Source organism: Brevundimonas subvibrioides, assembly GCF_027271155.1.
Lineage (GTDB): Bacteria > Pseudomonadota > Alphaproteobacteria > Caulobacterales > Caulobacteraceae > Brevundimonas > Brevundimonas subvibrioides_D.
The window spans coordinates 2,490,319-2,502,643 of sequence record NZ_CP114542.1 but is presented as its reverse complement, the minus strand read 5'-3'; the positions used below and the strand labels follow the sequence as shown (position 1 = coordinate 2,502,643).

Annotated in this window: 10 protein-coding genes and 1 other RNA gene; 7 read left to right on the top strand and 4 right to left on the bottom strand. The window is 67.3% G+C overall.

The genetic code is table 11. The features are described from left to right. Nucleotides 1-226 precede the first annotated feature (226 nt). The 4 genes from rnpB to sppA all read right to left on the bottom strand — a co-directional run bounded on the left by rnpB (nucleotide 227) and on the right by sppA (nucleotide 3,617). Nucleotides 227-605, bottom strand: an RNA gene (rnpB, locus tag O3139_RS12630) — RNase P RNA component class A. Between the two features lie 32 nt (nucleotides 606-637). Continuing rightward, nucleotides 638-1,399 (bottom strand): N-acetylmuramoyl-L-alanine amidase, encoded by a 762-nt coding sequence (locus O3139_RS12625; protein ID WP_269514403.1) that lies wholly within the window; start codon nucleotides 1,397-1,399, stop codon nucleotides 638-640. A 7-nt stretch (nucleotides 1,400-1,406) separates the two neighbouring features. Beyond that, nucleotides 1,407-1,721, bottom strand: a complete 315-nt coding sequence (locus tag O3139_RS12620; protein WP_269514402.1) for a hypothetical protein — start codon at nucleotides 1,719-1,721, stop codon at nucleotides 1,407-1,409. Nucleotides 1,722-1,841: 120 nt separating this feature from the next. Beyond that, nucleotides 1,842-3,617 carry a signal peptide peptidase SppA gene (sppA, locus tag O3139_RS12615; protein ID WP_269514401.1) on the bottom strand — a complete coding sequence of 592 codons (1,776 nt, stop codon included), beginning with the start codon at nucleotides 3,615-3,617 and terminating at the stop codon, nucleotides 1,842-1,844. A gap of 158 nt (nucleotides 3,618-3,775) precedes the next feature. On the opposite strand from sppA, the gene murG reads away from it, so the two are divergent. The 7 genes from murG to glyS all read left to right on the top strand — a co-directional run bounded on the left by murG (nucleotide 3,776) and on the right by glyS (nucleotide 12,106). Next, nucleotides 3,776-4,858: an undecaprenyldiphospho-muramoylpentapeptide beta-N-acetylglucosaminyltransferase gene (gene murG, locus O3139_RS12610; RefSeq protein ID WP_269514400.1), complete on the top strand. Its 1,083-nt coding sequence runs from the start codon at nucleotides 3,776-3,778 to the stop codon at nucleotides 4,856-4,858. A gap of 55 nt (nucleotides 4,859-4,913) precedes the next feature. Continuing rightward, entirely contained in the window at nucleotides 4,914-6,734 is a 1,821-nt protein-coding gene (locus O3139_RS12605) for a tetratricopeptide repeat protein (protein ID WP_269514399.1), read from the top strand. A gap of 1 nt (nucleotide 6,735) precedes the next feature. Then, nucleotides 6,736-7,620 (top strand): 4-(cytidine 5'-diphospho)-2-C-methyl-D-erythritol kinase, encoded by an 885-nt coding sequence (locus O3139_RS12600; protein WP_269516485.1) that lies wholly within the window; start codon nucleotides 6,736-6,738, stop codon nucleotides 7,618-7,620. A gap of 206 nt (nucleotides 7,621-7,826) precedes the next feature. Further along, on the top strand, nucleotides 7,827-8,636 hold the full coding sequence (locus O3139_RS12595) for a fasciclin domain-containing protein (RefSeq protein WP_269514398.1): 810 nt from the start codon (nucleotides 7,827-7,829) through the stop codon (nucleotides 8,634-8,636). Between the two features lie 79 nt (nucleotides 8,637-8,715). Further along, nucleotides 8,716-9,600: a glycine--tRNA ligase subunit alpha gene (locus O3139_RS12590; RefSeq protein ID WP_269514397.1), complete on the top strand. Its 885-nt coding sequence runs from the start codon at nucleotides 8,716-8,718 to the stop codon at nucleotides 9,598-9,600. Next, nucleotides 9,597-10,010, top strand: coding sequence for a hypothetical protein (locus O3139_RS12585; protein WP_269514396.1), 414 nt, complete (start codon nucleotides 9,597-9,599; stop codon nucleotides 10,008-10,010). Before O3139_RS12590 ends, O3139_RS12585 begins: the two co-directional genes overlap by 4 nt. Next, a complete protein-coding gene (gene glyS, locus O3139_RS12580; RefSeq protein WP_269514395.1) occupies nucleotides 10,010-12,106 on the top strand; it encodes a glycine--tRNA ligase subunit beta in 2,097 nt (698 codons plus the stop codon). Before O3139_RS12585 ends, glyS begins: the two co-directional genes overlap by 1 nt. Nucleotides 12,107-12,325 lie beyond the last annotated feature (219 nt).

Sequence of the window (12,325 nt, the reverse complement as noted above, 5' to 3'; positions counted from 1 at the left end):
AAAACAGAACATACATAGAACATTAAAAGTATTAACAGGCTGTGGGCAGCCTGCGTCGCGTTTTGGCCCAAGGGGTTAATTGGGGCATCGGAAAACCCGCCCGTTCCGACGCGAAGCGGGTCTGACCCGCCCGCAGCCCAGTTGTTTTCGGTGCCTGGGAAGGAGGCCGAGGGCACAGGCCCTGAAGCCCGATGAGCCGGACGGTCGTCCGCTCCTCCAGAAGAAAAATGTCAGACGGCCTGTAAGCCGGGTTCTGTCCCGCACCGGAGTGCGGTGACGATCATTCCTCTGGACCACCCGTCGCCGGATGGTTCTCGCGACCTACCCGGACGCCTCGGGCGGTGAACCCTGCGGACCGGAATCCGCGCGACGTCCCTATTCGGTCTTGCTCCAGGCGGGGCTTGCCATGCCGTCGCTGTTACCAGCCACGCGGTGGGCTCTTACCCCACCCTTTCACCCTGACCCCGGACAAGTCCGGGGCGGTTTGCTTTCTGTGGCGCTATCCCTCGGGTCACCCCGGGCGGGCGTTACCCGCCGCCTTTTCACCGTGGAGCCCGGACTTTCCTCGACGAAGCGAACCCCGCCGCGACCGCCCGGCCGTCTGACCGGTGCTAGGTGGACGCTTTGGGACGGCAGGTCAATTCAGGACGCCGGTCATGCTTTCCGCAGTGGCAAGCTGCAGCACGCCCATGAGCGTCGCGCGTGTCTCGCCGTCGGCGATGCCGTCGATCCTGGCCGGCCGCCAATGACGCTGAAAGGCCTCGACCGTGATGCGGGTCTCGTCGCTGTATTTCCCGTCCGGCAGGGGTTCATAGCCCAGCCGATGCAATCCCGCCTGCAGGACGTGGACGCCCAGACCCTCGTCCCCGATCGTCAGGGGTGGGCCAAGGGCGGCGATGCGTTCGGCGGCGGGTTCAAACCACAGGCCCTGGCGATGCGCGGCCAGCCGCTTCCACGGGAAGAGTTCGCCGGGATCCTGTTTGCGGGTCGGAGCGACGTCGGAATGGCCAAGGATGCGGGCGTCCTCGACGGACCAGCGGGTGCGGATGTCGTCGATCAGGGCGATGACGGCTTCGATCTGTGCGTCGGGGAACAGGCGATAGCCGAATTCATGCCCCGGGTTGACGATCTCGATGCCGATGGAGACGGCGTTGATGTCGGTCTCGCCCCGCCACCACGACCTGCCTGCATGCCAGGCCCGGCGTGCTTCATCGACCAGTCGAAGGATCGATCCGTCCTCATCGACGACATAATGGGCCGAGACCTTCGCTTCGGGGTCGCGCAGGCGGGCAATGGCCGCCTCGGCCGTCTCCATGCCGGTGTAGTGAAGCAGGATCATGTCCGGCGGCGCGCGCCGCTGGTCGAAGTTCGGAGACGGAGCCTCGGTGATCGAAAGCACGACCGCCTTATCGGCCCTGACGTTCCCAGCCGTAGGTCACCCAGGTGTCCCCGACCTTGGTGGCCTCGATCACGTCATCGGCGCGACGGGCGTGGACCGTGACCTTGCGACGCGCCCGCACCGCCAGGCCTGCGAAAAAGACCAGCACGCTGGCGAACAGGGCGATCACGGCGACAGCGGCGGCCGTGAAGACCGCCAGGATCGCGCCGACGGTCAGGGCCGCCACGGCCGCGATCACACCACCCAGCCACATGATCGGAGCCAGAAGCCCGTTCTTGCGGCGGTTCTCAAAACCGAGGGAGGCGTAGCGGTCCTGCATCATCACTGGTCCTTGGTCGAGCGCGCCCGGGGGAGATCGATAGGCACGCCAGAATCCCAATGTCGGTCCATAGAGATGAACCGTCAATGACCGACCGCTTCACGGGCGAGTGTGTCGCGGCCCTCAGAGGGGTTGGTCAGCCAGGACCGAGGCCCCGCTGCTGCGCATCCGGTCCATCTCCACGCGATCGAGCACGGCGCGGGTCTGGGGGTCGGACATGACGCCGCCCAGCGTGACCAGAGCCTGCGCGGCCTCGGACTGCACGCCGAAGGCGGACGACAATGCCTCCCAGGGCGAGCTAGGCGCGGGGAATCGCTTGAAGCGGATCGAGGTGTCTGCCGGGATGTTGGCGAGCTCCCGCGCCTTGCCGATTGCTTCGGTCAGGCCGCCGAGTTGGTCGACCAGACCCAGGGTCTTGCCCTGCGCCCCCGTCCACACACGGCCACGCGCGATTTCGCGAACGCGGGCGATGGGCAGGCGACGACCCGTCGAGACCCGCTGGACGAACTCCTCATAGGTTCGGTCCATCGAGGCAGAGAAGGCGGCACGCTGGCTTTCGGTGAAGCTCCGGCTCGGCGCAAAGGCATCGGCATAGTCGCCGCCGACCGACAGGCCGCGCAGATCGACGCCGAAGCGGCCGAGGGCCTCGGACACCACGAACTTGCCGCCGAATACGCCGATGGAGCCCGTCAGGGTCGAGGGCTGGGCCACGATCCAGTTGGCTTCCGAGCTGATCCAGTATCCACCCGACGCGGCATAGTCCCCCATGGAGACCACGACCGGCTTGCCTGCCGCCTTGGCCGCGCGGACGGCGGCCAGAATCTGTTCGGATGCCTCGGGAGATCCGCCCGGCGAGGACACCCGGAAGACGATGGCCTTGACCGACTTGTCCTCGATGGCGTCGTAGATGGCCTCGGCCGTATCGTCGGAGTGGATCGAGGATCCGCCGCCAAAACCACCTCCGCCGCCCGTGCCGGTGACGATGGCCCCTTCGCCGCCCACGATCGCGATGGCGTCGCGGCCCGAACCGGTCCGCTCGCCCTTGGACGAAGCGTAGTCGCCGAACTCCAGGATGTCGGATCCATTCCCGGCGCGACGCCGGGCCTCGGCCTCGGCCTCCTCGACCTGACCGATCTTGTCGATCAGCTTGGCCGACAGGGCCTGGGGCGCCGAATAGGGCCCGGCCTCGATCGTGGTCTTCAGCGCGGCCGCGGTCACCTTCCGGTCGAAGGCGGCATTGGCGATGGCGCTGTCATAGATGGACGTCATCCAGGCCGTCATCGCCTCGCGGTGCGGGCCGGTGTAGTCGGACTGGGTGTATTCGTTGACGGCGTTCTTGTACTCGTAGCGCTGCTCGAACTCGGCGCGGACGCCATATCTGTCGAAGGCGCGGCCCAGAAACACGGAGTCGGCCGAGAAACCCGTGGCCTGGAAGTTGGCCGTATTCTGCATCCAGAGCTCGGACGCCGAGGCTCCGACCATATAGCTGGAGATCACGGTGCCGACCGGCTGGAAGCCCTGCGAATGGGCGATGACCGGCTTTCCCGAGGCGCGGAAGCGGCGAACGGCCTGACGGATCTCGTCGGCGGAGGCGGGGCTGATCCCGGCTTCCGGCAGGCGGATCAGCAGGACTTTGACATGACTGTCCTTCTCGGCCTGGGCCAGGGTGTCGACGATCTGCATCACCGACAGCCCGCCGCCGCCGAAGGCCGCGAACGGATTGGTCGAAGCCTGATCGGTCAGGCCTTCACGCAGGTCCAGTTCCAGCACGGCATTGACCGGCGTCGCCGGCTCCTTGGCCGATGCGGCGGCGCCGACGATCAGCACGATGGGCAGGACGACGACGAACAGGATCAGGCCGGTAAAGACACCGAGCACGGTCAGGAAGAACTGCTTCATGGGGAGGCGGCGGTCCGATCAAGCGGCCACGTCGGCCACGCTTGACCATAGAGGGCGGTGCGTTGCGGTCAAATGAACGTGGCGTAACGGGACATCATGGCGCGGAACTTCTGGCGGGCAGGATGACGAAGGCAGAGGGGTCGGCTAACACCGCGATCATGAGCAGACTTTGCGTCGTCGCCGCCGGGGGTACCGGGGGCCATATGTTCCCCGCCGAGGCCCTGGCCCGCGAGATGGCAGGGCGCGGCTGGCGCGTGGTGCTGGCCACCGACCATCGGGGCGAGCAGTACGCCCATGCCTTTCCGGCCGAGGAACGCCTGGCGCTGGACGCTGCCACCGGCTCCGGCCCGATCGCCCTGGTCAAGGCGGGTGTCGCCATCGTGCGCGGCGTGCAGCAGGCGCGCTCTGCCTTTACCCGTCTGAACGCCGATGTCGTCGTCGGCTTCGGCGGCTATCCGTCGGCCCCGGCCCTGCTGGCGGCGATCCTCCAGAAGCGCCCGACCCTGATCCACGAACAGAATGCCGTTCTGGGTCGCACCAACCGCATCCTGGCCCCCTATGTGCGCAATGTGGCCTCATCCTTTCCGACGCTGGAACGGGCCAGCCCTGCCCTGAAGGCCCGCAGCCACGTCGTCGGCGCCCCCGTCCGCGCGGACATTCGCGCCCTTTATGACCGCGCCTACGCCCCGCCCGGAGACGGTCCCATCCGCATCCTGGTCACCGGCGGCAGTCAGGGGGCTCGTATCCTGTCGGAGACCACGCCCCGCGCGCTCGCGGCCCTGCCGGACGCCATCCGTCGTCGCCTGAAGGTTCAGCAGCAGTCGCGCCCCGAAACCCTTGAAGCCGCCCGCCAGATCTACCTCGAGGCCGGGATCGATGCCGAGGTCGCGCCGTTCTTCCGCGACATGGCCGGCCGTTTGTCGCAGGCCCATCTGGTCATCGGCCGGGCAGGGGCCTCGACCTGCGCCGAGCTGGCGGTGGCGGCCATGCCGTCGATCCTGATCCCGCTGAAGATCGCCACCGACGATCACCAGCGTCTGAATGCGAAACTGCTGACGGACGTGCATGCCGCCGGGATGATCCTGGAGGATGATGTGACGGTGCAGTCCATGACCGACGCCGTCGCAGCCGTCCTCGCCGACCCGGCCCGCCTGTCCTCCATGAGCGCCGCAGCCCGCTCCGTCGCCATCCCCGACGCCGCCCGGCGGCTCGCCGACCTGGCCGAGGCAACGGCGGCCTGACCCCGCATTCTCTTCCCCCTTGCGGACGGGCCACAAACTCGCGACGTTCATATCCATGCGCATCCTTCTCGTTTCGGTCTCCTTCATCGCCCTTGCCAGTGCTGGAGCCGCGGCCGCCCAGAACGCGCCGGCCGTATCCGACCCGGCCCCGCGCCGACCGAACATTGTCGTCGCTCCCCAGTCGTCGCCCCCCCTGATCGTGGACGGGGCAAACGCCTCTCCACCCTCCGCCCCGACCATCGAGGCCATCCCTCGCGTCTGGTCGCCCGCCCCGCGCGACGCCCAGGGCCGCAGCGCCTATGGCCTCTACCTGTCGGGCCGGTCCGCCCTGAGTTCGGGCGAGTCCGCCGAAGGGGCCGATCTGATGGCCCGTGTCGAGAGCCTGACCCCCGAACAGCCGATCGTGCGCGAGCAGGCCTTCACCTCCGCACTGCTGGCTGGCGATCTGAACCTGGCCGCGCGCATTTCGCCGGATGCAGGCGTTTCACCGGTGATTTCGGAGGCCGGGGTCCTGGTCTCGGTGGTGCAGAAGCTGGGTGCCGGTGAGGCGCGCGAGGCGAACGCCGCGCTGAAGGCCCATCCGATCGGTGCGCCCCATGCGCGCGCCGGAGCCCTGATCGCGCCCTGGGTCGCCGCCGCCGCCGGGGACTGGGAAACCGCGCTGGCCGAGCCCAATCCCACCGCCGATCGCCTGATCGTCTTTCTGGGCCGCTACGACCGCGCGCGCCTGCTTGAGATACGCCGGCGATATGACGAGGCCGAGGTCGTCCTGAAGGCTCTGGCAGAGGACGCCCGCATCGGCGGGACGTTCCGCGTCGCCTACGGCAATTTCCTTGAGCGACGCGGCCGTCGTGAGGAGGCCCTGGCGCTCTATGATGCGGGTCTGGCGGCCGGAGCGACAGATCCCGCCCTGACCGCTGCCCTTGCCCGTGCCGCCACGGGCGGTCGGGCACCTCAACTCCCCAGCCTTCGCCAAGGCGCGGCCGAAGCCCTGACCATCGCCGCCCAGCAAGCCTCGGAAGAGGGAGCCAATGAGTTTGCGGTCGTCTATCTGCGTCTGTCGCTAAATCTCGATCGCGATCCGGCCTCGCTCTATCGCCTGGGCTCGATGCTCTCCCAGGCCAATCTGAAAGGCCCGGCGCAGGCGACCCTGCAGGCGGTGCCGGAGGAGGATCCGGCCGTCTATGCCGCAGCCCGCGTCGCTCTGGGGCTGACGCTCGACAAGGCCGATAGGCCGGAAGAGGCCCTCGTCGCCTTCCGTCAGGCCGAGGGGGCGACGCCCTCCGATCCCCGTATCGCCGGCCTGATCGCCAGTCAGTTGATAAAGCTGGAACGCTGGGAAGAGGCGCTGACGGTGCTGAACGGCCCGCTTCTGAACACCGCCGACCAATCGGCCAATGTCCGGTTCTTGCGGGGCGTCGCCTATGAATCCCTGGACCGGGTGCCCGAGGCAGAGGGCGAACTTTGGGCCGCTCTTCAGGCCGAGCCGAACGAACCGTCGTTCCTGAATTATCTCGGCTACCTTTGGGTCGACAAGGGCACCCGCGTTGCCGAGGGGGCCGCCATGATCCAGCGCGCCCACGCCGCCGATCCTGAGGACGGCAATATCCAGGACAGTCTGGGCTGGGCCCAGTATCGCCAGGGTCAGTATGAAACGGCCGTCGATACCCTGGAACAGGCTGTGGCCAAGGAGCCCGCCAACGCCGAGATCAACGACCATCTGGGCGACGCCTACTGGCAGGTCGGACGGCGGCGCGAGGCCGGTTTCCAGTGGAACCGCGTCCTGACGCTCGACCCCGACGCCGAACGCAGGGCCGAGGTGGAAAAGAAGCTGGAACAGGGCCTGACCGACGTCGCGCCGCCGACCGGGGGCTGATCTGGCGATCCTGACGCGGCTGGCCCCGGCCAAGGTCAATCTGTTCCTGCACGTCGGGGCGGTGCAGCCGGACGGCTACCACCCCCTGTCCAGCCTGGTGGCCTTCGCCGACGTCGGCGACATCGTCTCGGTCGAGCCGGCCGATCGGCTGTCCCTGACCGTGACCGGTCCCTTCGCCGGAGGTCTGGACGGGCAGGGGGACAATCTGATCCTGAAGGCCTTGCGGGCCCTGGCCGCCGACCGGGGCATGAGTGACCTGCCGCTGCACGTCACCCTGGACAAGCGTCTGCCCATTGCCGCCGGTCTGGGCGGCGGCTCGTCCGACGCGGGCGCGGCGCTCCATCTGGCCAATCAGGCGCTGGGCCTCGGCCTGTCCGGGTCCGCGCTCGAAGACCTGTCCCGTGTCGTCGGGGCCGACGGCCCCATGTGTCTGCGCGCGCGCCCGGCCTGGGCGGAAGGGATCGGCGAACGCCTGACCGAGGCGCCCCAGGTCCCGTCCCTGCACGCGGTTCTCTACAATCCGGGTCGCCCGTCGCCGACCGGTGCCGTCTATCGCGCCTACGATGCCGATCCGTCGGGCGATGCCGTGTGTCCCCATCCGCCGTCCGACTGGAGTCCGGACACCGTCATCGCCTGGCTGGCCCGGACGCGCAACGATCTGGAAGCTCCTGCCACCCGGCTTGAGCCGGCTATCGCGATCGCCTTGCAGGACCTGGCCGCCCAGCCGGGTGCGCGGTTCGTCCGGATGTCCGGATCCGGTGCCACCGTCTTCGGCCTGTTCGACAGCGCGACCGAAGCGCGACAGGCGGCCGGGAAGCTTGGCAGTATTAATGGCCCCGGTTGGACCGTTGCCTGTATACTGGGCTGTAAAGCGGCCAGTCGCTAGACAATAAGGCCATGTAACGGCGTCGTGCCGACCTCCGCTAGGCAATGGTCACAAGTTGACCGGACGCTTCGCATTGTTTGAACAGGCCTCTATCCGAAATGGAACCCGCAGACGGTGTCGAGGCTTCTTATGCCTCGTAACACTCAGTTACGGGCCGCGTTCAATTCCTCCCCGCTGGTCCGTGCAGCATTGAAAAGGAAACTGACATGCTTCGCACTCGCCTTCTGACCGCCACCGCCGCCATCGCCCTGTTCGGTGCCGGCTCCGTTTTCGCCCAGGACGCCACGGCTCCGGCCGCACCCCCGACCCGGTCGGCTCCTGCCACGGTTCCCGATGAAGCCGTCGCGCCGCCCCAGGCCGCAACGCCTGCGGCCGCAAACACCGTGATCGATGTCCTGGCGTCCAATGGGCAGTTCACGACCCTGCTGGCCGCGCTTGAGGCCGCCCAGCTGACGGACACCCTGAAGACCCAACCCGCGATCTCGATCTTCGCCCCGACCGATGCCGCATTCGCGGCGCTGTCCGAGGAAGACCGGACCCGTCTGATGGACCCGGCCAACGTCAACGAGCTGCGCCAGCTGCTGCTGTATCATGTGGTCGTCGCCGACGTGAACTCCAGCCAGATCGAGGGCACCAAGGGTGGCGTCGAAACGGCCGCTCGCACCCAGGTCCAGCTGGATGGCACCGGATCGGCCATCAAGGTGGATGAAGCGACCGTGACCACGGCCGATATCGAAGCCTCCAACGGTGCCATCTTCGCCATTGACCGCGTCCTCAACCCCGCCGACAGCCAGGTCGCCGCCGGTGACGCCGACGAGGATGCAGCTGCCGCCGTTGACGACACCACCACGGAGGCACCGCCCGCCGACGCGGCGATGGATGAAGCCACGCCCCCGACCGACGAGACCATGACGGGCGATGACATGGACAACGACCCGGCCACCACCGATGGCGAGACCACACCGCCGCCGGTCGACGGCCAGACGGACGCTCCGGTTTCCACGCCGCAGTCGTAATCTCACCTTCGCAGTGAGTTGAGTTGGAAGGCGGCAGACCCTAGGGTCCGCCGCCTTTCTCCTTGCCCAAAGACTTGCCGTGGCCGAACCGCTCGCCTTCCAGGATCTGATCCTCACGCTCCAGCGCTACTGGGGGGATCAGGGCTGCGCCATCCTGCAGCCCTATGACATCGAGGTGGGAGCGGGGACCCTGCATCCGGCGACGGTGCTGCGTGCGCTCGGGCCCAAGCCCTGGAAGGCCGCCTATGTCCAGCCCAGCCGCCGGCCCGGCGACGGCCGCTATGGCGAGAACCCCAACCGCCTTCAGCACTACTACCAGTTCCAGGTCATTCTGAAGCCGAACCCGGAGAACCTTCAGGAACTGTATCTCGGCTCGCTGCGGGCCATCGGCATCGATCCGGCCCTGCACGACATCCGCTTCGTCGAGGACGACTGGGAAAACCCCACCGTCGGGGCCTGGGGCCTTGGCTGGGAGGTCTGGTGCGACGGCATGGAGGTGACCCAGTTCACCTATTTCCAGGGCGTCGGCGGGCTGGAGGTCGACGTCGTTTCGGGCGAGCTGACCTACGGGCTGGAGCGTCTGGCCATGTACGTGCAGGGCGTCGACAACGTCTACGATCTGAAGTTCACCAGGGACGGCACCACCTATGGCGAGGTCTTCCTGGAGAACGAGCGCCAGCAGTCGCAGGCCAATTTCCACGGATACGACGTCGAGGGCTTGAAGCGCCGGTTCGAGGACATGGAGGCTGAGTCGTCGCGGCTGCTGGCCATGACCGGGCCGCAGGGTCAGCCTCTGGTCCTGCCCGCCTACGACCAGGTCCTGAAGGCCTCGCACCTGTTCAACCTGATGGACGCGAGGGGGGCCATCGCCGTTGCCGAACGCCAGAGCTACATCGGCCGCATCCGCGACCTGTGCAAGGCCTGCGCCCTGGCCTACGTCCAGCAGGAAAGGGCAGGGGCGTGAGCGACGATGTCATCGTCTCGCTTGCGGAGCGTCGGCCAAGACGTGTCGAGCCGATCGGCGGCGGCGTGATCATCGGCAACGACCAACTCTACATCCCCATGAGCAAGACCGCCTCCCACGAAGTGCAATGGGCTTTCAGCTCAACCTTCGATCTGGCGGGTGAGAAGGGCTGCCCCATTTCCGGGTCATTTCTCGCGGCCCCCTTTGACGAAGATGCCCCGATGGGCAACGCGGATTTGCATGAACACGGCGTCAACGCTCAGTTTGTGGTCGGCCCCGGTTTTGCCGATCTGATTCAGGGCGCAGCCTTTAGCGCCGTCCCATTCGATATCGTGATCGGCTTCTATGCCGACGAGACAGGCGCTGTGCGCGACCTAAGCCTGTCGATCCAACGCAAGCGATCCGCCTGATGCCCCAACTCCTTCTCGAACTGTTCTCCGAAGAGATCCCCGCCCGCATGCAGGCGGGGGCCGCGCGCGACCTCGAACGCATGGCGAGCGAACGGCTGAAGGCTGCCGGCCTGACCTGGGACGCCCTGACCACCTACGCAGGCCCGCGCCGCCTGACGCTGGTGATCGAGGGCCTGCCCGCCGCCACCCCGGATCGCTCGGAAGAGCTGAAGGGCCCGCGCGCCAATGCGCCGGAACAGGCGCTGGAGGGCTTCCTGCGCAAGACCGGCCTGACGCGGGACCAGCTGACCGAACGCGACGGCGTTCTGTTCGCCGTCATCAATGAGGTCGGCCGCCCGACGCCCACGGTGATCGCCGAGACCGTGGACGCGATCGTCCGCGCCTTCCCCTGGCCCAAGTCGATGCGCTGGGGCTCCGGCACCCTGCGCTGGGTGCGCCCGCTGAAGCGGATCATCGCCCTGTTCGACGGGGCCGTGGTGTCGTTCGAGATCGACGGCATCCAATCCGGCGACGTGACCGAGGGCCACCGCTTCATGGGGTCGGGCCAGCCGTTTGCGGTGAAGGACTTCGCCGACTATCGCACCAAGCTGGAACAGCAGTTCGTCCTGCTGGACGCGGCCGACCGCAAGCTGAAGATCCTCGAGGCCGCCCGCGCCGCCTGCCACGCGCGCGGGCTCGAACTGGTCGACGACGACGGCCTGCTGGAGGAGGTCGCCGGCCTCGCCGAATGGCCGACGCCGATCCTTGGCGACATGGACCCGCAGTTCCTCGACCTGCCGCCCGAGGTGGTCCGTTTGTCCATGAAAGTGCACCAGAAGTATTTCGCCGTCCGCGACCCGGCGACCGGCAAGCTGGCCCCCAACTTCATCGTCGTCGCCAATGTCGAGGCCTCCGACGGCGGCGTGGCCTTGGCCGCCGGCAACAGCCGCGTCCTGTCCGCCCGCCTGAACGACGCCCGCTTCTTCTGGGATGAGGATAGGAAGACCGGCTTCGACGCCTGGAACGAGAAACTGAAGGGCGTCACCTTCCACGCCAAACTGGGCACGATGGCCGAGCGCGTCGATCGCATCGCCGCCCTCGCCCGCGAGATCGCCCCGCTCGTGGGTGCCGACCCGGATCAGTCCGAAACCGCCGCCCGCCTCGCCAAGGCCGACCTGGCCAGCGGGATGGTCGGCGAGTTCCCGGAGTTGCAGGGCATCATGGGCGGCTACTACGCGAGAGCCCTTCCCCTCGAGGGGGAAGGGAGGCGTGACCGGATCGCCGACGCCATCCGCGATCACTACAAGCCGCAAGGCCCGGCGGATACGGTCCCGACCGCGCCCCTGACGGTCGCCGTCGCCCTGGCCGACAAGCTCGACACCCTCGTCGGCTTCTTCGCCATCGACGAGAAGCCGACGGGTTCGAAGGACCCGTTCGCTCTGCGGCGGGCGGCGCTGGGGGTGATCCGGCTAATCGAGGCGGGGAATGTACCGATCGAACTGAGGGGCAATGATCTGCTCTTCAACCATATCAAGCGAATGCCAAACATGGCCGAAGCCACCTATTTGCAGGTGGCACCGATTCTAGATTCAATCACGTTCGACTTCCTCAGCGATCGGTTGGAGGTCTTTCTCCGTGACCGCGGCACCAATATCGAAATCGTTCGAGCTGCTTTTGGACGGACTTTAAGTGGCTTCAAACCTGTCGATCTCATCGCGAGCGTCGAGGCGCTCGACGCCTTCCTCGCCGCCGACGACGGGGCCAATCTGCTGGCCGGCTACAAGCGCGCGTCCAACATCCTGAAGGCCGAGGCGAAGAAGGGCGAGGTCCCCACCGGCATGGTCCAGACCGGCCTGCCGAACCAGCCTGAGGCCGAGACGACACTCGCCTTCGCCGTCGAACAGGCCCGCTCGGCCGTGGACACGGCTCTGTCGACCGAGGACTTCGCCGCCGCCATGACGGCACTGGCCCGCCTCCGCGCCCCCGTCGACGCCTTTTTCACCGATGTGATGGTCAACTCCGACGATCCCGCCGAACGCGACAATCGCCTGAAACTGCTGGGCCAGGTGCGCGACGTCATGGGGCGGGTGGCGGACTTCGGGCAGGTTTCCGGCTGACCCTCTCCTGGCGGGAGAGGGCTTGAGGCTCGCGGAGCGCAGCGATGCGCCAGCCGAAAGGGTGAGGGGTTAAGGTGCGAACCGGTGAGGGCATGACCCCTCACCCTTTCGCGCAAGGATGATCGCTGCGCGCTCATGCGCTCAAGCCCTCTCCCTCTGGGAGAGGGTTCAGCACGGAACCAACCCTCCTCATCACCCTTTGTTACATCCCGGTCTCGC

Bases quoted from the DNA above. Each gene is read 5' to 3' on its own strand.
- O3139_RS12620 (WP_269514402.1), bottom strand. From the start codon at position 1,721: ATGATGCAGGACCGCTACGCCTCCCTCGGTTTTGAGAACCGCCGCAAG.
- sppA (WP_269514401.1), bottom strand. From the start codon at position 3,617: ATGAAGCAGTTCTTCCTGACCGTGCTCGGTGTCTTTACCGGCCTGATC.
- murG (WP_269514400.1), top strand. From the start codon at position 3,776: ATGAGCAGACTTTGCGTCGTCGCCGCCGGGGGTACCGGGGGCCATATG.
- O3139_RS12605 (WP_269514399.1), top strand. From the start codon at position 4,914: ATGCGCATCCTTCTCGTTTCGGTCTCCTTCATCGCCCTTGCCAGTGCT.
- O3139_RS12595 (WP_269514398.1), top strand. From the start codon at position 7,827: ATGCTTCGCACTCGCCTTCTGACCGCCACCGCCGCCATCGCCCTGTTC.
- glyS (WP_269514395.1), top strand. From the start codon at position 10,010: ATGCCCCAACTCCTTCTCGAACTGTTCTCCGAAGAGATCCCCGCCCGC.